Below are 23,265 nucleotides of genomic sequence, written 5' to 3'. Positions count from 1 at the left end.
GTCCGGGCCGTGTCTCAGTCCCGGTGTGGCTGATCATCCTCTCAGACCAGCTACAGATCGTCGCCATGGTAGGCCTTTACCCCACCATCTAGCTAATCCGACTTAGGCTCATCTAATAGCGCAAGGTCTAATGATCCCCTGCTTTCTCCCGTAGGACGTATGCGGTATTAATTCGAGTTTCCCCGAGCTATCCCCCACTACTAGGTAGATTCCTAAGTATTACTCACCCGTCCGCCGCTCGACGCCTGATAGCAAGCTATCATCGTTTCCGCTCGACTTGCATGTGTTAAGCCTGCCGCCAGCGTTCAATCTGAGCCATGATCAAACTCTTCAGTTTAATCTATCTGAAGTCTTCACTATAAATAGCAAGACGACTTCTAATCTTGGCTCATCTAATCTGGCAAAATCGCTCGTAATTATGTTCGTAATGAATTAACTTTGAGTTTTTCTGCTGTCTTAAATGATAATTTTTATAGTTGGTGTTCTACCGAAAAGATAGTCGACCAACTTTATTTTTTAGCATTCTGAATCAGCAAAAATCCACACAAGTTGTTCTTTAGTTATGCTTTTAAATAGTTTCAATCACTGTCGTCCAGTCATCGATATATAGGGTATTACTAACGCTATCTGCCTTTTCCGTTGCCGGTTAAGCTATCTAGCGAGCCGACTATCTTATCATATTGATTTGAATTGTCAAGACTTTTTATAATTTGTTTCACCAGGTTAACTGCGTTATTAATGTGTAATCTACACATCTCTCACTGCCAGTCCGTCTGATGAGGGCGTATTATAGAGGGTTTAATTTTTGTGTCAACCTGTTTTGGTGATGTTTTTGGACTTATTTTAGTGGAACATAAAAACGGTAGTTTTTTCAATGGGTTGGAGCTGGCTGCTTTAAAAGGAAAGAAAATAGAAGTGTGCTCTGATTGACAGTTTTATCAGATATGTATTGCCGTTTATTATCTTTGAAGTATTTTTTACCTCTTTGGATTTGCTTCTACTTCTTCCACCTTCAATATTGATATTACTACAAACATCGCTATACAGAAGGTCAATCGCCAAGTTTTATATAGTTTTGCCAACATTCTATTTTGAACTGTTCAAAAATAACTTTCGCAGTTTATCTCTTATTGAGCTTAAGGCTCTACCCCTTGCTATCTAGTCTTGGTAGTCGGTTTTTGCTATAATCATCCTTTTATTGCATTACTTATTTTTGCTGATTATCTGTATTAGATAGATGACAGAGTTCTGTCTATGATGTCGTTATTGGTTAGACACTCTTGAATAACCAATAAAACCCACAATATATAGCAGTACAAAGCAGTAGCAAGTAATGTGTCACTCTTACTATATATCACAATAATTAGATATAATTGATGCGGTCTCACGGTTATATGATTGATGGTTGCAATCATCACTGCCAACGGACCCAATAACAGGCGAATAGATTATGGTAGCGATTACTTTACCCGATGGTAGCGTGAAAAACTTCGAAGGTCATACAACAGTCATGGAAGTGGCGCAAAGTATTGGGACAGGGCTCGCTAAAGCGACAGTTGCTGGACGTGTCAATGGTCACCTAGTAGATGCGTACGATCCTATCGTCGCTGATGCCAACGTTGAAATCGTAACGCCAAAAGACGATGACGGTGTCGATATCATTCGTCACTCATGTGCGCATTTGCTTGGTCATGCGGTGAAACAGCTTTATCCTGATGTGAAGATGGTCATTGGTCCTGTTATTGATGATGGTTTTTATTACGATATCTTTAGTGAAACGCCATTTACGCCTGAGCACATGGAAGCGATTGAAAAACGCATGATGGAGCTTATCAAGCAAGATTATGACGTTATCAAAAAAATGACGCCACGTGCCGAAGCAATTGAGATATTTGAATCACGCAATGAAGATTATAAGCTGAAGCTTATTAATGATATGCCAGGCGAAGAAGCATTTGGTCTGTATCATCACCAAGAATACGTCGATATGTGCCGTGGCCCGCACGTACCGAACACGCGCTTTTTGAAAGTATTTAAACTGACCAAAATGTCAGGTGCCTATTGGCGCGGTGATGCGAAAAACGAGCAACTGCAACGTATCTATGGTACTGCTTGGGCTGATAAAAAACAGCTAAAAGCCTATATCCAGCGTATTGAAGAAGCAGAAAAACGTGACCATCGTAAAATTGGTAAAGCGTTAAACCTATTTCATATGCAAGAGCAAGCGCCAGGTATGGTGTTCTGGCATGCCAATGGCTGGACAATTTATCAAGTACTTGAGCAATATATGCGTAAAGTACAATACGACAATGGCTATCAAGAGATTAAGACACCGCAAATCGTTGATCGTAGTTTGTGGGAGCGCTCAGGACATTGGGGCAACTACGCAACTAATATGTTCACGACCTCTAGTGAAAATCGTGATTATGCCGTAAAACCAATGAACTGCCCTTGCCATGTGCAAGTGTTCAATCAAGGCTTAAAGTCTTACCGTGATTTGCCACTACGTATGGCTGAATTTGGTTCTTGCCATCGTAACGAGCCATCAGGTTCATTGCACGGTCTGATGCGCGTACGTGGATTTACGCAAGATGATGCACATATCTTTTGCACGCAAGCACAGATTCAGCAAGAAGTAGCAGAATTTATCAAGCTAACGCTTGCTGTCTATGAAGATTTTGGCTTCGATAACATTATTATGAAGCTGTCTACTCGTCCCGAAAAACGTGTTGGTAGTGATGAGTCTTGGGACTTTGCAGAAAAGGCGTTAGCAGATGCGCTTGATAGCTCAGGCCTAGACTGGGATTATCTACCTGGCGAAGGTGCTTTCTATGGTCCAAAGATTGAGTTTAGTCTAAAAGACTCGTTAGGCCGTATTTGGCAATGCGGTACCATTCAGGTAGATCCCAATATGCCTGAGCGCCTCGATGCTGAGTTCGTCAATGAGCAGAACGATCGTGAAGTGCCTATTATGTTGCACCGTGCCATCTTAGGGTCATTTGAGCGCTTCATTGGTATTTTGATCGAACACTATGCTGGTTGGATGCCAGTATGGCTAGCACCGCAACAAGTTGTGGTCATGAACATCACCGATAAGCAAGCTGATGCCTGTGAAAACGTGGTTAGTGAGCTCAAAAATGCAGGTTTGCGTGCCGTTAGCGACTTGCGTAACGAAAAGATTGGATTTAAGATACGAGAGAAAACATTAGAACGTATTCCCTATATGCTAGTATTAGGGGATAAAGAAGTGGAATCGGGCAGTGTCAACGTCCGAACGCGTGAAGGTGAAAACCTTGGCGTGATGAGTGTTTCTGAATTTATTACATTAGTACAGACCGCTGTCAGTAAAAAAGGCCGACAGACCCCAAAAACAGATGAGGAGTAATACCTATTAAACAGTCCAACCGTTTGAACATCAACGAAGATATCAACGTCAAAGAAGTCCGTCTCGTCAAAGAAGATGGCGAGCAAATGGGTGTGGTTGATATCGCAACCGCGATGAAAGCGGCACGTGATGAAAACCTAGATTTGGTTGAATTAGTTCCTGAAGCTAAGCCGCCAGTATGTAAGATCATGGATTATAAACATTTCCTCTATGATCAAAAGCAAAAGGCTAAAGAAGCTAAGAAAAACCAAAAGCAGACTCAGCTCAAAGAGATGAAGCTACGTCCTAGTACCGAAGAAGCCGATTATCAGGTTAAATTGAAAAAAATTATCAGCTTCTTGGAAAATCAAGACAAAGTTAAAATTAGCATCCGTTTCCGCGGACGTGAAATGGCGCACCAAGATATTGGTCGTAAACAACTTGATCGTATCATTGAAGATACTGCTGATATCTCAAACGTCGAACAATATCCTAAGATGGAAGGTCGTCAAATGGGTATGTTGCTTGGACCTACAAAGAAAAAGTAGTCTTTTATGAGATTGCTTTAAGAATTGGCTGTCAGTCCATATAGTTATTTATAACTCTAACCATCAATATGCTACGGGATATTGATGGTTTTTTATTATTTGGACTGCCTACTGTCTCTTTTAAATGTATTTAGCCAGATATAATTGGCTGACGCTATTTTACAAAATCTACCTTCTCAACTATTTGATTACGCGGTAGTCTAAAGGTCTGTTTTATATTTGCTAATCAGCATTTATCAAAATTTTTAGTCAGTGTATAACAATAACGTATATCGCGACCGTTAGAGTCACGGATAAAACACACTACTTTCAGCCGACATCAAAGGAAATTTCATGCAAGAATTGACGCCACCAGAAAACGCCACAACTCCTAGTATCTCTCTCACAGCGCCTGAACCTGTCAAAGAAATACAAAAAAGTGAAGCCGATCAAATGGTCAAGTTGGATGAAAGCCAAATTCCGGAGCTGGATGCCAAAGTGGATGCGTTCGTCGATCACGTGATTACTAACTCTGTGCACAGCCCAGAGTTTCAGCAAAACGTTCAATCTATTCATAATTTAGGTACGAAAGAAATTCGTGAATCCGCTCAAGTCTCTAATCGTATGCTTGAGCTACCGGCCAAAAGCCTCAATGACAGCTTGTTTGATAACTCCCCTATCGCCAAATCTTTAACCGAATTACGCGGGATCGTCGAGGACTTAGATCCAAGCAAAAAAGAGCTGACCAATTCACGTAAGCTATTCGGTCTGATTCCATTTGGTAATAAAGTGCAAGACTATTTCCGTCAGTATGAGTCAGCGCAATCGCATATCAATGCAGTAGTAACCAGCTTATATAACGGTAAAGATGAATTGCTCAAAGACAATGCAATGATTGAGCAAGAAAAAGTCAATATGTGGGAGCTGATGCAGTCTATACGCCAGTATATCTATGTTGGCAAAAAGATAGATGAGCAACTAGAGCAAAAAGTCTACGCCATAGAAGCGACTGATCCTGAAAAAGCGCGTATTATCAAAGAAGAGATGCTGTTTTATGTACGTCAAAAAAACACTGACTTTTTAACTCAGTTGGCCGTCAACGTACAAGGTTATCTAGCGCTCGACACCATCCGTAAAAACAATCTAGAGCTGATTAAAGGGGTTGATCGAGCAACGACGACTACTGTTTCAGCACTACGTACGGCGGTGGTAGTTGCTCAAGCCATGACCAATCAAAAATTGGTACTTGATCAAATCACTGCGTTAAACAAGACCACCAGTAGTTTGATTGAATCAACCTCTGCCATGCTCAAACGTCAGTCAGGTGAGATTCATGAGCAAGCAACAAGTAGTAGCATTGAGCTTGATAAACTGCAAAATGCCTTCAATAATGTCTATGACACCATGGATATGATTAGTAATTATAAAATCGAAGCATTAGAGAATATGAAACAAACGGTCAATAGCTTGACCACTGAAGTCGATAAAGCACAGAAATACCTGGATAAATCAAATCAAACCACAGTGCTAGAAGTCTCAAAAGAGCTAGACAGTAAAAAAATCATCAATCAATCAAGCAGTGTTGATATCGATATTTGATTGATCCCAATAGCGTTCATTTAAAAATGCAACGCTTTTTGCTATTGAAGGCACATAAGGCAATTGACGCAAGGTATTGCGCTGCCGTTCGTGTTAAGATAGTCACTATTAATAATTTAAAAAATAGATACGGTAATTTATGAGTTGGAATGATCCAAACGCCTCAAGTGAGGCACAAAAATACGACAACCCAATCCCTAGTCGTGAGTTGATACTCAGTACGATTGGTGAGCATGGGGAAGTCACTCACAAGCAGCTGGCGCAGATCTTTGAGATTGAAGATCCAGATCAGTTTGATGCTTTGGGCAATCGCCTAAAAGCCATGGCACGCGACGGTCAAGTCAATCGCGAAGGCCGTCCCTATCGCTATCGCACAGTCACTAAGCAAGATATCGTTACAGGCACCGTATCTGCACATCCAAAAGGCTTTGGCTTTGTGGTGCTAAGTGATATGCCAGATTTATTTTTGCATGAAAAACAAATGCGCTGGGTATTCAATGGCGATACAGTAGCAGCAGTTGGCACGTCAACAGACAATCGCGGTCGTACTGAAGGTCGTATTGTCGATGTGATTGAGCGCCGCCAGAACAACTTTATCGGTACACTTGCGCGTGATGAAGACGGCTATTGTGTTGAGCTTGGTAGTCCAAACAGTCATCAACCAATCACTGTCACTGATGATAATGTCCAAGCCCTCAATATCAAACAAGGCGCGCCTGTCAAAGTCGATATCATCGACTGGCCGAACCAGCATGAATTTGCCACTGGCAAAATCACTGAGGTATTGTCTGATGATAACGATCGAGAGCTGATTATTGAGACCACTTTACTCAACTATGATATCCCATCAGATTTCAGTGAAGCGGCGCTCAAACAAGCTGCTGAATATCAAGAACCAACTGAGAAAGACATAAAAGGTCGCACAGATTTGCGTCATCTGCCACTCGTTACTATCGATGGTGAAGATGCTCGTGACTTCGATGATGCCGTATTTGCTGAGAAGCGCTCAGGCGGCAACTACCGCGTCGTGGTCGCAATTGCGGATGTCAGCTACTATGTCACGCCAAACTCTCCACTAGATCAAGATGCTTACGAGCGCGGTACGTCTGTATACTTCCCGCATCGTGTGATTCCGATGCTCCCTGAAGTCCTCTCTAATGGCCTGTGTTCATTGAACCCTAACCTTGATCGTCTATGCATGGTGGCTGATATTAAAGTATCACGTGCAGGTAAGGTCACAGGATATGAGTTTTATCCATCAGTGATGCACTCACAAGCGCGTCTCACGTATAACCAAGTGAACGACTATTTTGTCAATCCGACTGATAAGAGACTTCCTAAATCATTAACGGGCAATAAAGACGTCAAAAAATCGATTGATACATTGCATCAGCTTTATGAGTTACTGCTCAAAAAACGTGAAGAGCGTCATGCCATGGAGTTTGAGACGGTCGAAACCTACATCAAATTTAATGAAAAAGGCGGGATTGACGCTATATTACCGCGTACTCGCGGTGACTCTCAGAAGCTGATTGAAGAGTGTATGCTCCTCGCTAATACCTGCGCGGCAAACTTTGCACTCAAACATGAGCTGCCAGTCTTATATCGTAACCACGATAAGCCTGATAATGAAAAATCAATGCGTATTCACGAATATGCAAAAAACTTTGGCCTACCCTTCCCACAAGAGAATCCAACGCAAGCCGATTATCAGCGTATTATTGAAGCAACCAAAGACAGACCAGATGCGATTAGCATTCATAGCATGTTGCTGCGCTCGATGATGCAGGCAAATTATGCCCCTGACAATATTGGTCACTTCGGCTTGGCTTATGATGAATATAGCCACTTTACCTCGCCGATTCGCCGTTATCCAGATCTAATGCTGCATCGTGCGATCAAAGCAAAAGCAACAAACAGCAAGCAGCCTGTCATGGATTTTTCACTTGACGGCGCGGGTACACAGACGTCTGATACAGAGCGCCGTGCAGAAAAAGCATCTCGCTTTGTAGAGTCTTGGCTCAAGTGTCATTATATGACGGATCATGTCGGTGAAGAGTTCGAAGGGATTGTGACGACCGTGACTAACTTCGGCCTATTCGTTACGTTGACTGATCTATACATCGATGGCTTGGTACATATCTCCAATGTGGGCGATGATTTCTTTGTTTATGATGAGCAGCAACAGCAGCTCATCGGCAAAGACAAGGGCAAGCTGTTTGGACTTGGTGACTTGGTCAAGGTACAGGTTGCTGGCGTCAACATGGACTTACTGCAAATTGATTTTGATTTGAAAGAAAAACTTCAGTCTAGTGCCATGAATCAGACCAAAAAACAGCCGCCTAAGAAAGGTCCAGCAAAGAGAAGTAGTCGTAGAAGCTCTAGCAAAAAAAGCTAATCTCTAGTGCAACTTTCAAACAAGAAAGGCTAACGTGATCGTTGGCCTTTTTTATGCTTTGTTATTTATAGTTTTAGGTTGAATACTTTTTTACTGTGCATTACTCATCTGTTCCAAACGATCTTGCTCAGATTGCTGTGCTTGATCGATTTTATTGGTAGCATCGTCTATTATGGCTTTTGGCTGTTCGCCAAGTGGTTTGCTGGCGATATTTGCAGAGCTATTCTTAGAGCTATCTGCATCAGATACAGCTGCTGTAGGCTTTTCAGAAACAGTACTGCTAATGGCAACCTCTCTGTTTTTCTCATGACTATTGCCATTGATGATGTTAAAGCCCAATAGTGCCACGATGCCGATTACGGCAAATATGATTACATGCTTCATTTCCATAAAAAATCTCGTTTTTGATTAGCTACCAAATACGAGTTCCATTGCACTTTTTGTGCCTATTTTTAAACCTACTATCTCTTACTATTCTTGCGGACTATTATTATTGAGCAAATCCGTTTCATCTGAGCTTTGAGCAATCTCTTGCTCGACCTTTTCCATCAGCTTGTCATCAGGGCGAGCATCGAGGACCTCATCAGCATTACGGCCTTGCAAAATAACTTTGGCTCGCGCCTTCGCTTGCTTTTTATCTTTATTATCAACAGGATTCTCATTATCTTGATGGATAAAAGTAGGCTCAGGCGTGGTTGGGGTGATGGTCATGTCAGATTTAGCGCTATCCGCACTGTTCTGCATATGTTCAATGGCTTTCTCTAATTTGTTATTAAACCGCAGGCGATAAATAGGCTCAGGTAAACTAAAGCCCTCGTTTTCTAGTGCATGCTTGGTCTCACGAATGGCAATACTACGGGCCTTGGCAAAGTCGGTTTCTGATTGATCTACCCAAACCTGAAACTCTAGCACGATATTGGAATCACCCACATTGGTAATCACCGCGATGGCTTTGGGCTCATCCAATACAAATGCGAGCGTATCGATCGCATCCAGTCCTACTTTGATAGCTGCTAGCGGATCATCATTGGCATCAACACCTAATTCAAAAGTAAAGCGGCGCTCGGGATTTTTAGTGTAGTTGAGAATGGTGCCTTTAAACACCTCAGCATTCGGAATACGCAACTGATTGCCATCCAATGTCATCAGTATCGTCGCACGTGAGGTCAGACGAACGACAATACCCTCTTGCCCATTGATAACCACTTGATCACGGGCGCGAAATGGCTGGCGGATACTGAGCATTAGTGAGGCAATATAGTTTTCGATGGTATCCTTGACCGCAAAACCAACGGCAATACCGATGACACCTGCGCCGCCAAGCAAAGTACCTAAGATGGTTTCTGCCCCGATAAGGCTCAGTCCCAAGATCAGACCAAAGATGATAAAAATAACTTTGACGGTTTGTGATAATAGCTCAGCGACAAACGGATTTGGCGTTAAGCGCTGCCACATTCTTTTGCGATTAGATAACCAACTACCAAACCATGTGACCAATGCAAATATAACAACGCCGACCAATAGCAAAGGCAGCGCCTTCACGAGGTTTTCTAATTGTGCTTTTAGACCTTGATAAACCGTCGAGACATTCTCTTGAACGTCCAACGTTCGATTGATATTGTCATCAACGGTGACTACATCAGTCAAACGGTTGGTCAGATTGATGGCCTGCTGCGCTTTTTTTTCGTTGGCAGTCTCTCCTGCCAAGGTGACCACGCCCTGGCTCACACTGACAGTAACGGCTTGTAGGCCTTCGACTTCAGAGAAAATACCATTGATACGCTGACGGATTTCATTATCTTTTTGCGGGGTGGGTGTGGTTTCAATTTGACCGTTATTGGTGCTTTCACCGCTGATGACGGGGGGCTGGGCAGGTGTCGATAATGAGGTGGCGGGGTCTGATGCTTCCTCGTCTGGCGCAGGATCACTATCAGGTGTTGCCTCTTCTGCACTCTCCACGCCAAGTACGGTTGCAATGCCAGAGAGTTCTTCACCAGCAGCATAGGTGGGCCACGTACAAACGATGCTTAACAGCAACAGCATTTGACCCCACGCTTTTATAAAACGGCGTATCATTGGACGGTCAAAATAACTGGCCATAAGCATCCTTTATTTTTTACGGGTTTTTCTCGCTTAGCTGATTGCTGATAATTAGCTGTCTGATTTTAACCGACTAATTTTTGATTTATTTAGCTATCTAAGTAAAGCTGAGCTTCGCTCAAATTCAACGTGCCTTCATAGATAGCACGACCAGTGATGATACCTTCGATACTATCACCATAGGGCTTTAATAGCTCGATGTCTTTCATATCAGTAACGCCGCCTGATGCGATCACAGGTAATCCGCCTTCGCGAGCCAAATTGACGGTTTGTTCAACATTCACGCCTTGCATCATGCCATCGCGGGCAATATCAGTATACACAATAGAAGAAACACCTACATCAGCGAAGCGCTTGGCAAGCTCGGTCGCTTTGGTATCGGTAACATTGGCCCAGCCATGAGTGGCGACCATACCGTCTTTGGCATCGATACCAACAATGATGTGTCCTGCAAATTCACGGCAAGCTTCTGCCACAAAATCCGGCTCTTCAACCGCTTTTGTACCGATGATAATATAAGTTAGACCGGCAGTAATGTATTGCTCAATAGTATTCATATTACGCACGCCACCACCCAATTGAATAGGCAGGTTCGGATATGCTTTGGTAATATCATTGACCACTTGTCTGTGTACTGGCACGCCATCAAAAGCACCATTCAAATCGACCAAATGCAGGCGGCGTGCGCCCTCATCTACCCAACGTGCCGCCATGGCAACGGGATCATCAGAGAATACCGTATCATCTTCCATACGGCCTTGTTTTAAACGTACGCACTTACCATCTTTTAAATCAATAGCCGGGATAATGACAGGCACAGCACACATATAGCATTCCTTATAAAGCATAATATTGGCAATAAATTTAGACAATTACATTGTTGAGAATAAAACGAAATCGAAGCATCAGACCACGATAGAAAACACCACGCAAACGCGGCATAAATTATAGACAGATTCGAAAAACCAAATAAAATAGGTCAGAAATCTGCTCAAATAGAGATAGGATACAATCGAAATCAAACAATCATAACCATAAGTTGTAATACGTAGAATCGGCACCAACATTCGTTAAATTCTATTACTGACTGGCAATTTTAGGTCAATTTAGCGTATAATCCTAGGTAAATTTTTATTTGTTTCTATGTGATAGTAACCATGCGTTACGCTTTTTGTTGAGACGGTATTGCTTAGTCGCACTTCATAATGCCTCAGAGACAATGAGCAATGGCTCAATATATCCGTATGATATTAACTGATATATTGCCAAAAAGGGTTATAATAGAAATCTAATCTGGTAGTCTGTATACCACCGATTCTGCAGTATAAAGCCCCATTGGATGCCGTTTAAAACCCTATTACTAGCTAACAATATAAAACAGTTATGACTAGAGTTTGGCAGATCACAAAAATGATGTGATGCTTGCTTATCTAGGTTGTCTTTTAGCCAGTTTATCATCTACTTCAATAGATCGTTATTTGGTCACACCTCTAAAAAATTGCGTATTTTTGAATGATGCTGATTGGATAAAAGTGGCCCATCATACTGGTATTACAAGTTTTTAATTTCAATGAAACGTATGATAAGGCTGTTATTTTCAAAGTAATCTCTGTTGGCAATGTGCTTTTGGCGATTGATTTTGATTCAATAGTTTTAGCATACACCTTGGTAGCCAGTCGCCACTTTGGTAATTCGAATAAGACATTAACGTGTTGTTAAGGAGTCTAAGGTCAGCGTTAATACTCTTAATAGTAGTTATGATCATGTATTATCTTCAGAGAGCTTTCATCCTTATTTCAGTATAGAAATAGATGATTGAAGGCTTTATTGAGTGAGATAAATGTTCAAGCTACCGATGTACCAAACAGGATGTCTGGTATCGTTTTAGACTATGGACTAAGTTTTCGCTTATGATTACCATCAAAAAAGGTTTGGATTTGCCCATCACCGGTGAACCCTCCCGCGAGATATCTGAGCACCAACCGACACGTGTAGCACTTATTGGCTATGATTACGTGGGCATGAAGCCTACGATGAATGTCAAAGAAGGTGACATTGTAGCCAAAGGTCAGCCCGTTTTTGAAGACAAAAAGCGTGTTGGCGTCATCTATACTGCCCCTGCTGCTGGTAAGGTCGTCGCTGTTAAACGTGGCGAACGTCGAGTGTTTGAGAGTCTTGTGATTGAGGTCGACCCGAATGGTGAAGAAGTAGACTTTGAGCGCTATGACTCACAGCAGCTTGCTGACCTAGACTCTGAAGTCGTTGAAACCCAACTGATTGCCTCTGGCGAATGGACTGCGTTTCGCACACGTCCCTATAGCCGTGCGCCCGAAATCGGCGCTCGTCCACATGCTATCTTTGTGACAGCAATGGACACCAATCCACTCGCCCTTGATCCAATGCTGGTGATCAATGAGCAGCTACAAGCGTTCAATGATGGCCTAGCAGTACTCTCAACACTCACGCCCAAGACCTTTGTCTGCCACCATGGCGACGCCCAGTTGACGCCAGTTACAAACACTGCGGCTAATAATGTCACTGAGTATCATGCCTTTGCGGGTAAACATCCAGCAGGTCTTGCAGGTACGCACATTCATTTCTTGCACCCTATCAGCCGCGGCGTGACCGTATGGACGATTGGTTATCAAGATGTGATTGCGATTGGTAAGCTGTTCACAACTGGACATCTATATACACGTCGTATGCTAAGCTTGGCTGGCCCTGCGGTTACCAATCCGCATCTGATTGCAACCGAGCGTGGTGCTGATATTACGGCATTAACCAAAGGTCAACTGGCGGCAGGCGAGAACCGTATTATCTCAGGTTCAGTATTGTCTGGTCGCAGAGTATTTGACAATATCGCTTATCTTGGTCGTTTTCATAATCAGATCAGTGCACTGCCTGAAGGTCGTGAGCGTCCTGCGTTTCACTTCTTTAGCCCCGGTAAAAACCGCTTCTCAAAGCTGCCTATCTATATCTCGCAGTTCTTTGGTGGCAAAAAGTACAATTTCACCACAACAAGTAATGGCTCACCTCGCGCCATGGTACCGATTGGTGTCTTTGAAGAAGTCATGCCTCAAGATTACCTGCCCACTCAATTGTTACGTGCTTTGATTGTCGAAGACATCGTCAGTGCCACTGATTTGGGTGCACTTGAGTTGGATGAAGAAGACTTGGCACTATGCACCTTTGTATCTCCTGGCAAATATGAGTTCGGTGATATTTTGCGTGATAACTTAACGCGCATTGAGCTGGAGGGCTAACCACGATGAAATTTTTACACAATATGTTCGATCGTATGGAGCCATCTTTTACCAAAGGCGGCAAACACGAAAAGTATTATGCTATTTTTGAGATGTTTGATACGTTTCTTCGGCAGCCAGGCACCACAACGTACGCTTCATCACACGTTCGTGACGGTATCGACTTAAAGCGTATTATGATTACGGTATGGCTATGTACTTTCCCAGCAATGTTTTGGGGTATGTACAACATCGGTCATCAAGCACTAACCGCTATCGCTCAGCTCGGTCTGCAACCTGAAGGCTGGCGTACCGTCATCACTAGTATGGCAGGTTACAACCCAGACAGTATCTGGGCAAGCTTTGTTTATGGGGCCATGCAGTTTTTGCCGATTTATATCGTGACGTTTGCCGTCGGTATTCTCTGTGAGATTATCTTTGCCGTTGTCCGCGGACACGAAGTTAACGAAGGTTTCTTTGTGACCTCAGTTCTATTTGCATTATGTTTACCACCTGATATTCCTTTATGGCAAGTTGCCCTCGGTATTATCTTTGGTGTGGTGGTCGCAAAAGAAGTGTTCGGTGGGACTGGTAAAAACTTCTTGAACCCTGCCCTATCAGGCCGTGCGTTCTTATACTTTGCCTATCCAGCCTATATGTCTGGCGACTCAGTATGGACAGCTGTAGATGGCTTCTCAGGTGCGACCCCGCTTGGGCTTGCCGCGCTTGGTGTGGTTCCTCAAGACTTTGTTGATGTCTATGGTAATGCGATCACTTGGAGTGATGCATTCTTAGGCAACATGCAGGGCAGTATCGGTGAAGTATCGACGCTAGCTATCCTAATGGGTGCTGCGGTGTTGCTTTGGACGCGTATTGCTTCTTGGCGCATCATGGCAGGCTGTGTGGTTGGTTTGATTGCTACTTCATTGGTGTTCAACCTGATTGGCTCTGATGACAATATGATGATGAGCTTGCCATTCTACTGGCACTTGGTTATCGGTGGTTTTGCGTTCGGTGCAGTATTCATGGCAACCGACCCCGTTTCTGCTGCCCACACCAATAAGGGCCGCTGGGCTTATGGTATCTTGATCGGTTTTATGACCGTTCTGATTCGTGTCATTAACCCTGCTTTCCCAGAAGGCATCATGCTGGCTATCTTGTTTGCCAACTTATTTGCTCCACTGTTTGATTATTTTGTGACCCAAGCAAATATCAAACGCCAAACTGCTCGGAGGGTTCGTTATGTCCAAGCCCAAAAGTAATAATGCCAAAACCATCAGTGTGGCTTTGACGCTGTGCTTGGTTTGTTCAGTATTGGTCTCAGCTGTCGCTGTTGGCCTAAAACCTGCACAAATCGAAAATGCACGCTTGGATCGCAATAAAAACATCTTGGTCGCCGCTGACATGTACAATACTGAGTCTGATACAGCAGATGATGTCGCCGAACGTTTTAAAGATTTTGATGTCAAAATCATTGATCTAAATAAAGGCAACTACCTTGATGATGATGAGTTAAAAACGGCTGGTATTCCTGATCGTAATGCTTATGACGCCAGTCAAGCGACCAAAAACCAAGCCTTAAGCGAAGACTTGGGCGACAATGATCCTGCTGGTATTGGCCGTAAGCCAAAATACGCCAAAGTCTATGTCAAAGAAGATGACGCAGGCAAACCTGAACTGGTTGTATTGCCTATTCAAGGCTACGGGCTATGGGGTACGATTTATGGTTTCTTAACGCTTGAAAGTGACATGAATACCATCAAAGGTATCAGTTTTTATGAGCATAAAGAGACCCCAGGTCTTGGCGCTCGTATTGAAGAGCCAGAGTGGCGCGCACAGTGGAATGGCATCCATTCTTATGATGACAATGGCAACGTTGCTACTGGTGTGACCAAAGCGGGTAATCCGAAAGACAATTGGGTCGATGGTATCAGCGGCGCAACACTAACAAGCCGCGGCGTCAGCAACATGATTCAGTTCTGGTTAGGCGATCAAGGCTATAAGCCTTATCTAGATATGCTACGTAAAGAGAGCGGTCAGACCCTTGATGATGCAGATACACAAGCAAATCAGTCAACGTCGGCCGCTCAACTTAACACCGAATTGGCAGCCGCGCTACCAATAGCTAATGGCAAGGAGGCATAAAATGGCTGACACTAAAAGTATTTTAACCACGCCTATTTTTGACAATAATCCCATTGGTTTACAGATTCTTGGTATCTGTTCGGCACTGGCAGTCACAACGAGTATGGCCAATGCCATGGTCATGTGTGTGGCACTCACCTTGGTGACGGCATTTTCAAGCTTCTTTATCTCTATTATTCGTAAGCAGATTCCATCGAGCATTCGTATCATCGTACAGATGACCATTATTGCTTCATTGGTTATCTTGGTAGATCAGGTACTAAAAGCGGTCGCTTATGATGTGAGTAAAGGTCTGTCGGTCTTCGTTGGTTTGATTATCACCAACTGTATCGTTATGGGCCGTGCTGAAGCATTTGCCATGAGTAACCCGCCAATCCCAAGCTTTTTAGATGGTATTGGTAACGGTCTTGGTTACTCAGCGGTCTTGCTATTCGTTGCCACCATTCGTGAGCTGTTAGGCGCAGGTACTTGGTTTGGTATCACTATCCTACAACCAGTTACTGATGGCGGTTGGTATATACCAAACGGTCTGTTGCTATTGCCACCATCAGCGTTCTTCATTATTGCTTTGTTTATCGCAATCGTCCGTACTTGGAAACCAGAACAAGTGGAAGAAGCTGAGTTTGTAATGAAGCCGCAGTCTAAAGGCATTGCACATGGAGGCGGTCACTAATGGGACATTATATTAGTTTATTTATAACCTCAGTCTTTATCGAGAACATGGCACTTGCCTACTTCTTAGGCATGTGTACTTTTTTGGCCGTATCCAAAAAAGTCTCGACAGCGATTGGTCTAGGGGTTGCTGTGATTGTCGTGATGGCCATCACCGTTCCGCTAAACAACTTGCTATTCCAGTTCATCCTAAAAGATGGTGCATTGGCTTGGGCAGGCTTCCCTGATATCAACTTGAGCTTCTTAGGGTTGCTTAGTTACATCGGTTTGATTGCAGCCACCGTACAGATTCTAGAGATGTTCTTGGACAAGTTTGTACCAAGTTTATACAACGCGCTTGGGGTATTCTTACCACTAATCACCGTAAACTGTGCCATCTTGGGTGGTGTACTATTTATGGTCGAGCGTGATTATAACTTTGGTGAATCTGTCGTCTATGGTGTGGGCGCAGGCTTCGGTTGGGCACTTGCTATTACTGCATTGGCAGGTATCCGTGAAAAGCTCAAATACTCAGACATTCCAGCGCCATTGCGCGGTCTTGGTATTACCTTTCTCACGGTTGGTCTTATGTCGCTCGGCTTTATGTCGTTCGGTGGTATGTCCATCTAAACTACTAAGCTCAAAGCTTCTATTAGCTATTTGATCTATTTAATTCATTTATTCGGTAAGGGTTCGGACACAGCATAAAAAATGTCTTCGCACCCCTACCCCATAGATTAAGGATACCTACCATGGATTACGCTACGGCGATTGGTGGCGTTGCTATGTTTACCTTGATCATCATGGGCCTCGTCGCTATTATTTTGGCGGCGCGCTCAAGACTGGTCAGTTCAGGCGATGTCACTATCCATATTAATGATAATCCCGATAATGACGTGGTGACACCAGCAGGCGGTAAACTACTGCAAACGCTAGCGGGCGAAGGCATCTTTTTGTCTTCAGCGTGTGGTGGCGGTGGTACCTGTGCGCAGTGTCGTTGCCGCGTTATTGAAGGTGGTGGTTCTATTTTGCCCACCGAAGAAGGCTATTTTACTCAAGGCGAGATCCGCAATCACATGCGCTTGGCTTGTCAGGTAGCTGTTAAGCAAGACATGAAAATTGAGATTGATCCTGAATTCTTTGATGTACAAAAATGGGAATGTGAGGTTATCTCAAACGATAACGTTGCGACTTTCATTAAAGAGCTGGTGCTAAAAATCCCAGAAGGCGAAGAAGTAAACTTCCGCGCTGGTGGTTATGTGCAGCTTGAAGCGCCGCCGCATGAAGTACATTATAAAGACTTTGATATCGGCGAAGAGTACCGTGAAGACTGGGAGAAGTTCGACGTCTTCAAATACGTCTCAAAAGTCGATGAACCCGTTATCCGTGCGTATTCGATGGCCAACTACCCTGAAGAAAAAGGCCTCATCAAATTCAACATCCGTATCGCAAGTCCACCGCCACGTGGTCCTGACGGTATTCCACCGGGCAAAATGTCTTCTTGGGTATTTAGCCTAAAACCTGGCGATAAGGTGACGGTTTCAGGTCCTTATGGTGAATTCTTTGCCAAGAAGACTGAAGCTGAAATGATCTTTGTCGGTGGTGGTGCTGGTATGGCTCCCATGCGCTCGCATATCTTTGATCAGCTCAAGCGCTTGAAAACCGATCGCAAGATCAGTTTCTGGTATGGTGCTCGTTCGATCCGTGAAATGTTCTATGTTGAAGATTACGATCAGCTAGAAGAAGAGTTTGACAATTTTGAATGGCATGTGGCTCTGTCTGACCCATTACCAGAAGATAACTGGGAAGGTCCAACAGGCTTTATCCATAACGTGTTGCTCGAAAACTATCTGAAAGATCATCCAAACCCAGAAGACTGTGAATACTACATGTGTGGGCCACCGATGATGAACGCTGCTGTGATCGATATGCTACACAGCTTGGGCGTAGAAGACGAAAACATCATGCTTGATGATTTCGGTGGTTAAATAACCCCGCCAGATAAACTTAAAAGTGTATATAAAAAGAGTCTCAATTGAGGCTCTTTTTTTGTGTGATTTTTAGCAATCATTGTGGTTGTTGAGACTACAAATCTAACTGGTAGATCAGCATTGCTATCCTATATCATGAACGCTCTAAATATTAAGAAAGGACGCTTATGAAAACCAAATACAAAGATCTGACCATTTGGATCACGGGTGCTTCTAGTGGTATTGGGCAAGCATTGGCGATTGCCTTTGCCAAGCGTGGTGCTAGAATTATTCTCAGTGGCCGTGATAACCAAAAACTAGAATCCGTCAAGAAAAGCTGCAAGCGTGCAAATAGGCATATTGTCATTCCGTTTGATATCAGTGATGCTGCTCAAGCAAAAGCCGCATATGACAATGCCAAAGCTCAGGCTGGAAACATTGATTGGCTCATCAATAACGCCGGTATTAGCCAGCGCTCACTCATCATGGAAACTGACGAAGACGTCGAGCGTCAGATTATGGAGGTAGATTACTTTGCTCAGACGCGACTAACCAGACTGATACTGCCTGATATGATCGCACAAGGTGGCGGCAAAATCGTCATGGTATCAAGTGTCGCAGGATTACTAGGGACACAATATCGCGGTGCTTATGGCGCAGCCAAAGCCGCATTGCATATGTGGGCAAACAGTTTACGGGCAGAGTTGCATGACAAAGGTATAGAAGTGGCGACGATATTCCCAGGATTTATTCAGACCAACATCTCTATCAATGCCTTGACAGGTGATGGCAGCGCTCAGGGCACCATGGATGAAGCAACCAGTAACGGTCTCACGGCAACTGATTTTGCAAAGCAAGTGGTGAAGGCACTCTCAAAAGGTGAAGAATATATCGTGGTCGCTGGCAGTAAAGAAAAGCTGGCAACACGGGTCAATCGTGTCTCACCGCCCAAACTTTATAAGCTCATACGCGAGTCGCAAGTAAAATAGCTTGGTATGCAGTAGATTAGTATGCGGTGGCTTGGTATGCAGTAGATTGTCACTGGACATTGCCATCATTGGTATTTCTAGGGTCAAGGGGTGTAAAATAAGCGTGTATTGTTTTACACCCTATTCATTTCTGCGTCATACCGAAGATATTATGAAAAATACAATGTACCGTTTACTTTCTAAGAAAACGATCAAAAACACGCTGTTTGGCACAATGAGCCTTACCAGCATCTTAAGCCTCAGTGCTTGCCAGCAAACACCAGATTATAACTATCTGACTGGTGAAACGATGGGGACAAGCTACCATATCAGTTATCAGCTCCCTGATAATGCAGATGAAGCTGCCATACAAGCGTCAATCGATGAACGCTTGAAACAGATTAACGACAGCATGTCGACCTATCAGAGCGACTCGACCATCTCTAAATTTAATCGGTTGAATAAGAATACACCGATTACCATCGACGCTGATTTTAGTCGGGTGCTGGATGTGTCAAAGATTGTCTACGTGCAATCTGGTGGTGCGTTTGATCCTACCGTTATGCCTTTGGTAGAGACTTGGGGTTTTGGCAGTACCATGACAGTCGAGCGTCTACAAAGTCCGCCTACAGCGCTCGAGATTGCCCAAGCAAAAGCACTGGTAGACTTTGAGAGCATTATCAAAAAAGACCAAACGGTGTCTAAAACCAAAGACGGCGTCGAGCTTGATTTTTCTGCCGTTGCCAAAGGGTATGGCGTCGATGTTATCGCCGATGTGCTGAGAGAGGATTATCAAATTCGCAATTATATGGTTGAGATTGGCGGTGAAATTTCGACATCTGGCGTTAACAACCAACAGCAGCCATGGCAAATTGCGATTGACGCCCCTATTGAAGGCAGCACTGTCAGCGAGCGTCAAACAATCTCTGCCATCCGCCAACCAAAAAATACGGCTAGCCAAATGCATCTGGCAACCTCTGGAAATTATCGCAACTCCGTCATATTTGATGGCAAACGCTATAGCCATACCATCGATCCGACCACTGGCAAACCCATCGCGGGCGGTGCGCCCTCCGTCACTGTCGCGGCTGATTCAGTTGCATTAGCTGATGCATGGGCGACAGCGCTGACAGCGATGCCCTATCATAAAGCACTAGATGTCGCTAAAGCTCAAAACTTGGCTGCTATGTTTGTAGTATTGGCTGACGATATAAAAACAGACGGGTCTGAGAGTAATGTTTCTGATAACGTGTCTGATGATAATATCGATGACTGGCAAGTGGTTCAGACACCAGCAATGCAAGCATTACGCGCTGACAAAAAGCCCTAGTAAGTTTTTGGCATTGAAACAAGAGAATACGATAACGCGCAACGAGCAACACCAAAATTTGCTATACTATTAGTTAGTTGCCATTAAAAGTACATCATTAACAGCAACTGCCCCACTTTTGACAATGAGGTTTCCTCTATGCTTAGCCAATTGCTTCCTATGCTTGCCATTACCTTTACAGTGTTTATCCTATTTTTCGTTTTTATGGGCATCGGTTATATGGTCAAAAAAAAGCCGCTCAAAGGCTCTTGTGGTGGTGTTGCCAAATTGATGGGTGATGAGCAATGCTCATTTTGTGGCGATGATCCCAACAAGTGCGACTCATTGATGGCAGAGCAACAAGAAAACGCGTTAAGAGCTGCCCAACTCGGCAAATCTGTGTAAAAACTCATTGGTTACCATACGCGGGTAGTATTTACCTAACATCTGTTCGTATAATAACGTCAAGTCATTCAAAGTGACTTGGCGTTATTTTCATGTCGCCATCTCTTATTATGCCTATTTAGACACTCTCTATTTAGATATTTTCTATTTGAAAAATTGGCTAGCAAACATATCTGTTTTGCCCTCTACAAATTTTTAGTTCTGATTGACGTTATCGATTACCGTTTAGGTACGTGTCTGAGTAAATGATCTTTGGTGTTGTTTTACGAGCGACGTTTTTTCGGCGCTGTCTTATAACGTGTCCTTTTTCCCTGTTATCGTTGTGCTGCTATGTCTACCTCATCCAATCTGCCTTCATCACGTTTCACCTTTTGGTTAGTGCTATGCGCCATGATTTTGCTAGCGACCAATATGCGTGCCCCTATCGTTGCGCTGGGCGCTATCGCGCCAGTGGTGAAAGAAGCACTCAATATCTCGGAGATACAGATTGGCTGGTTGGGCGCGGTGCCGATGCTGGGTTTTGCCCTTGGTGCGCTGATCTCACCAGCCATTGGCAAGCGCTTCGGACTTGAAAATACGCTGATTGCCATGATCGCGCTATTAACCACTGGCATGATTCTGCGTACCGTTATCCCGACGTGGACTGGGTTTTTAATCGGTACTTTATTGCTGACTCTAGCCATTGGCTTTGCCAATACACTGGCCGCGCCTGTCATCAAGCAACGTACTCCGCAACATATTCCGCTGATTACGGGTTTGTTTAGTTTAACAATGACGGTGACCGCTGGAATAGTCTCAGGCATCGTCCTCCCTTTGTCTGAGCAAGTAGGCTGGCAATGGGCGTTGGGTGGTTGGACGGTTTTAGGTATTTTTGCGTTATTGATTTGGTTATTTTTGCGTGTGCGTTTGGGCTCATCCAACCACCAATCCGTCATATCTACAGATAAAGATGCCTCTGATATCTCTATTTGGCGAACGGCGTTTGCTTGGCAAATTGCTGTCTTTATGGGGCTACAATCATTACTGTTTTATACCGTTGCCAGTTTTTTGCCTTCTATTTTGGTTAGTAAAGGGCTATCTACCGTGAGCGCTGGCCAAATGGGTTCTGTGTTTCAGTTTATGGCACCCATCTCTATTTTGAGTCTGACATGGCTGATTAATCGTGGTCGTCCTATTCAAGCACTCGCCGTGTTTGCCGCTGTGCTCAATGTCATTGGCGTATTAGGTATCAGCTATCTATCTACTGAGTTGGCGTGGCTATGGTCAGCCATGATGGGGATTGGTTGCTCAGCGATTTTTACCTTGAGTATGATGCTGTTTTCCCTGCGTACCTATACTACCAATCAATCAAGTGAGCTGTCTGGTATGGCACAGGCCGTCGGTTATTTGATTGCATTTTTTGGGCCGCTTGGCACAGGCTGGCTCCATGAAGCGACTGATAGCTGGAGTCTGCCGCTTTTTATTATTCTGATACTGATGATTGCAAACGTTGTGATTGCTTGGCTCGTCAGTCGTCCAGTGATGGTCGATGGTAAATACATTTGATATTAGCTTATCAAAATCTCTACATACTACTGTCTATAAGCCCTTGATTTCTAACGCGCAATAAAGCTGTCTTGAAATTAACCTTAGGGCAATATTGGTGGCTGTCTTATTTTGCTATAGTCAGTGCAAGATGATTTAAATCTTGAGCTGACTCTACATCAGCTTGATTGCTTATAGGACATAACACCCATGCTAAATACCCCTTCTCGGCTCGCTCAGCGCCTGCCTGCTATTGCCATGCTCGCTGCTGTCATGGCGATCAGTGGTTGTCAAAAAGAGACTGAGCCGACCACACCGAATCAACCGACTGACACCCAACGCTTAGATACTGAAACGACAGACAACCAAGCCAATACAACGTCCGTAGACACCAATGTAGACGCCAATGCTGATGCACCCACCGATATGCAAGTCAACGACGCCCCAATCACTATTTTAGCGCTTGGCGACTCACTGACGGAAGGTCTTGGGGTAGATAAAAATGATAACTACCCTGCGCAGTTAGAAGATCGCCTGCAAGCAATGGGTTATAAGAATACCGAAGTGATCAACTCAGGGCTGAGCGGTGAAACCAGTACGGGACTCGTCAATCGCTTAGACTGGGTACTACAGACCAAACCTGATGTGACGATTTTGACCATTGGGGCTAACGATGCTATACGCGGTATCGACGTGGCGACGATTGAAGCCAATATTCGGACAGCTGTTAAACGTCTACAAGACAATGGCAGTGTCGTTATTTTGGGCGGGATGTCGATCTATGATAATTTGGGCGATGACTACGTTGCCGCGTTCTCAGATATCTATCCTCGCGTCGCTAAAGACATGAGCGTCCCTCTGATACCATTCTTTTTGGAGGGTGTCGGCGGTGAGGCTGAGCTCAACCAAGCAGATGCCATTCACCCAACCAAAGAAGGCTACACCATCATCGTCAATGACAATATCTTGCCTATCTTAGAGCCCACGCTACAAGAAGTCACAGCAGCCGAAACCTCTCAGGCCGACACAACCAAAAATACGCCAAATGAGACTACTTAACGAG

Annotated in this window: 18 protein-coding genes and 1 rRNA gene; 15 read left to right on the top strand and 4 right to left on the bottom strand. The window is 44.1% G+C overall.

Features of this window, described 5'->3' with window-relative positions:
* Positions 1-337 (bottom strand): 16S ribosomal RNA (locus BLR43_RS08330); the annotation flags it as partial.
* Positions 338-1,450: 1,113 nt separating this feature from the next.
* Between BLR43_RS08330 and thrS the strand changes: the two genes are divergently transcribed.
* The 4 genes from thrS (at position 1,451) to rnr (ending at position 7,888) form a co-directional block, all read left to right on the top strand.
* On the top strand, positions 1,451-3,385 hold the full coding sequence (gene thrS, locus BLR43_RS08325; RefSeq protein WP_093070352.1) for a threonine--tRNA ligase: 1,935 nt from the start codon (positions 1,451-1,453) through the stop codon (positions 3,383-3,385).
* A gap of 23 nt (positions 3,386-3,408) precedes the next feature.
* Positions 3,409-3,912: a translation initiation factor IF-3 gene (infC, locus tag BLR43_RS08320; protein ID WP_093070350.1), complete on the top strand. Its 504-nt coding sequence runs from the start codon at positions 3,409-3,411 to the stop codon at positions 3,910-3,912.
* Positions 3,913-4,245: 333 nt separating this feature from the next.
* Positions 4,246-5,490, top strand: a complete 1,245-nt coding sequence (locus BLR43_RS08315; RefSeq protein WP_093070349.1) for a toxic anion resistance protein — start codon at positions 4,246-4,248, stop codon at positions 5,488-5,490.
* Between the two features lie 139 nt (positions 5,491-5,629).
* Positions 5,630-7,888, top strand: coding sequence for a ribonuclease R (rnr, locus tag BLR43_RS08310; protein WP_093070347.1), 2,259 nt, complete (start codon positions 5,630-5,632; stop codon positions 7,886-7,888).
* Between the two features lie 90 nt (positions 7,889-7,978).
* Here rnr and BLR43_RS08305 read toward each other — a convergent pair whose 3' ends face one another.
* From BLR43_RS08305 to hisA, 3 genes are all read right to left on the bottom strand, one after another.
* On the bottom strand, positions 7,979-8,278 hold the full coding sequence (locus BLR43_RS08305; RefSeq protein WP_093070345.1) for a hypothetical protein: 300 nt from the start codon (positions 8,276-8,278) through the stop codon (positions 7,979-7,981).
* A gap of 81 nt (positions 8,279-8,359) precedes the next feature.
* Positions 8,360-9,988 carry a mechanosensitive ion channel family protein gene (locus tag BLR43_RS08300; protein WP_093070343.1) on the bottom strand — a complete coding sequence of 543 codons (1,629 nt, stop codon included), beginning with the start codon at positions 9,986-9,988 and terminating at the stop codon, positions 8,360-8,362.
* A gap of 89 nt (positions 9,989-10,077) precedes the next feature.
* Positions 10,078-10,815 carry a 1-(5-phosphoribosyl)-5-[(5-phosphoribosylamino)methylideneamino]imidazole-4-carboxamide isomerase gene (gene hisA, locus BLR43_RS08295; RefSeq protein WP_093070341.1) on the bottom strand — a complete coding sequence of 246 codons (738 nt, stop codon included), beginning with the start codon at positions 10,813-10,815 and terminating at the stop codon, positions 10,078-10,080.
* 1,083 nt (positions 10,816-11,898) lie between these two features.
* On the opposite strand from hisA, the gene BLR43_RS08290 reads away from it, so the two are divergent.
* From BLR43_RS08290 to BLR43_RS08240, 11 genes are all read left to right on the top strand, one after another.
* A complete protein-coding gene (locus BLR43_RS08290; RefSeq protein WP_093070339.1) occupies positions 11,899-13,251 on the top strand; it encodes a Na(+)-translocating NADH-quinone reductase subunit A in 1,353 nt (450 codons plus the stop codon).
* Positions 13,252-13,256: 5 nt separating this feature from the next.
* Positions 13,257-14,492 (top strand): NADH:ubiquinone reductase (Na(+)-transporting) subunit B, encoded by a 1,236-nt coding sequence (locus BLR43_RS08285; RefSeq protein WP_071002705.1) that lies wholly within the window; start codon positions 13,257-13,259, stop codon positions 14,490-14,492.
* On the top strand, positions 14,473-15,375 hold the full coding sequence (locus tag BLR43_RS08280; RefSeq protein ID WP_093070337.1) for a Na(+)-translocating NADH-quinone reductase subunit C: 903 nt from the start codon (positions 14,473-14,475) through the stop codon (positions 15,373-15,375). Before BLR43_RS08285 ends, BLR43_RS08280 begins: the two co-directional genes overlap by 20 nt.
* 1 nt (position 15,376) lies before the next feature.
* Complete coding sequence (locus BLR43_RS08275; RefSeq protein WP_093070335.1) at positions 15,377-16,048, top strand: NADH:ubiquinone reductase (Na(+)-transporting) subunit D; 672 nt, start codon at positions 15,377-15,379, stop codon at positions 16,046-16,048.
* Positions 16,048-16,656 carry an NADH:ubiquinone reductase (Na(+)-transporting) subunit E gene (nqrE, locus tag BLR43_RS08270; protein WP_058025262.1) on the top strand — a complete coding sequence of 203 codons (609 nt, stop codon included), beginning with the start codon at positions 16,048-16,050 and terminating at the stop codon, positions 16,654-16,656. Before BLR43_RS08275 ends, nqrE begins: the two co-directional genes overlap by 1 nt.
* A gap of 122 nt (positions 16,657-16,778) precedes the next feature.
* Entirely contained in the window at positions 16,779-18,014 is a 1,236-nt protein-coding gene (gene nqrF / locus BLR43_RS08265) for an NADH:ubiquinone reductase (Na(+)-transporting) subunit F (RefSeq protein WP_093070333.1), read from the top strand.
* A gap of 170 nt (positions 18,015-18,184) precedes the next feature.
* Entirely contained in the window at positions 18,185-18,985 is an 801-nt protein-coding gene (locus BLR43_RS08260; protein ID WP_093070331.1) for an SDR family NAD(P)-dependent oxidoreductase, read from the top strand.
* A 214-nt stretch (positions 18,986-19,199) separates the two neighbouring features.
* The gene (locus BLR43_RS08255) at positions 19,200-20,294 is read left to right on the top strand and encodes an FAD:protein FMN transferase (RefSeq protein ID WP_379542861.1); all 1,095 of its coding nucleotides are present in this window, start codon (positions 19,200-19,202) and stop codon (positions 20,292-20,294) included.
* A 138-nt stretch (positions 20,295-20,432) separates the two neighbouring features.
* Positions 20,433-20,678, top strand: a complete 246-nt coding sequence (gene nqrM / locus BLR43_RS08250; protein ID WP_058025258.1) for a (Na+)-NQR maturation NqrM — start codon at positions 20,433-20,435, stop codon at positions 20,676-20,678.
* A 330-nt stretch (positions 20,679-21,008) separates the two neighbouring features.
* The gene (locus BLR43_RS08245) at positions 21,009-22,223 is read left to right on the top strand and encodes an MFS transporter (protein ID WP_093070326.1); all 1,215 of its coding nucleotides are present in this window, start codon (positions 21,009-21,011) and stop codon (positions 22,221-22,223) included.
* A gap of 189 nt (positions 22,224-22,412) precedes the next feature.
* Positions 22,413-23,261, top strand: coding sequence for an arylesterase (locus BLR43_RS08240; protein WP_093070324.1), 849 nt, complete (start codon positions 22,413-22,415; stop codon positions 23,259-23,261).
* Positions 23,262-23,265: the final 4 nt, after the last annotated feature.

It is taken from the genome of Psychrobacter pacificensis, assembly GCF_900101915.1.
In the GTDB taxonomy this organism is placed as follows: Bacteria; Pseudomonadota; Gammaproteobacteria; order Pseudomonadales; family Moraxellaceae; genus Psychrobacter; species Psychrobacter pacificensis.
The sequence above is the reverse complement of the archived record's forward strand: the minus strand, read 5'-3'. Positions and strand labels throughout refer to the sequence as shown.

What these genes read in the sequence shown, in the direction of transcription:
- BLR43_RS08305 (WP_093070345.1), bottom strand. Translation starts at nt 8,278, where the DNA reads ATGGAAATGAAGCATGTAATCATATTTGCCGTAATCGGCATCGTGGCA.
- BLR43_RS08315 (WP_093070349.1), top strand. Translation starts at nt 4,246, where the DNA reads ATGCAAGAATTGACGCCACCAGAAAACGCCACAACTCCTAGTATCTCT.
- BLR43_RS08280 (WP_093070337.1), top strand. Translation starts at nt 14,473, where the DNA reads ATGTCCAAGCCCAAAAGTAATAATGCCAAAACCATCAGTGTGGCTTTG.
- nqrF (WP_093070333.1), top strand. Translation starts at nt 16,779, where the DNA reads ATGGATTACGCTACGGCGATTGGTGGCGTTGCTATGTTTACCTTGATC.
- BLR43_RS08290 (WP_093070339.1), top strand. Translation starts at nt 11,899, where the DNA reads ATGATTACCATCAAAAAAGGTTTGGATTTGCCCATCACCGGTGAACCC.
- BLR43_RS08245 (WP_093070326.1), top strand. Translation starts at nt 21,009, where the DNA reads ATGTCTACCTCATCCAATCTGCCTTCATCACGTTTCACCTTTTGGTTA.
- BLR43_RS08240 (WP_093070324.1), top strand. Translation starts at nt 22,413, where the DNA reads ATGCTAAATACCCCTTCTCGGCTCGCTCAGCGCCTGCCTGCTATTGCC.
- nqrE (WP_058025262.1), top strand. Translation starts at nt 16,048, where the DNA reads ATGGGACATTATATTAGTTTATTTATAACCTCAGTCTTTATCGAGAAC.
- rnr (WP_093070347.1), top strand. Translation starts at nt 5,630, where the DNA reads ATGAGTTGGAATGATCCAAACGCCTCAAGTGAGGCACAAAAATACGAC.
- nqrM (WP_058025258.1), top strand. Translation starts at nt 20,433, where the DNA reads ATGCTTAGCCAATTGCTTCCTATGCTTGCCATTACCTTTACAGTGTTT.
- BLR43_RS08275 (WP_093070335.1), top strand. Translation starts at nt 15,377, where the DNA reads ATGGCTGACACTAAAAGTATTTTAACCACGCCTATTTTTGACAATAAT.
- BLR43_RS08300 (WP_093070343.1), bottom strand. Translation starts at nt 9,988, where the DNA reads ATGGCCAGTTATTTTGACCGTCCAATGATACGCCGTTTTATAAAAGCG.
- BLR43_RS08285 (WP_071002705.1), top strand. Translation starts at nt 13,257, where the DNA reads ATGAAATTTTTACACAATATGTTCGATCGTATGGAGCCATCTTTTACC.
- BLR43_RS08260 (WP_093070331.1), top strand. Translation starts at nt 18,185, where the DNA reads ATGAAAACCAAATACAAAGATCTGACCATTTGGATCACGGGTGCTTCT.
- BLR43_RS08255 (WP_379542861.1), top strand. Translation starts at nt 19,200, where the DNA reads ATGAGCCTTACCAGCATCTTAAGCCTCAGTGCTTGCCAGCAAACACCA.
- thrS (WP_093070352.1), top strand. Translation starts at nt 1,451, where the DNA reads ATGGTAGCGATTACTTTACCCGATGGTAGCGTGAAAAACTTCGAAGGT.
- hisA (WP_093070341.1), bottom strand. Translation starts at nt 10,815, where the DNA reads ATGTGTGCTGTGCCTGTCATTATCCCGGCTATTGATTTAAAAGATGGT.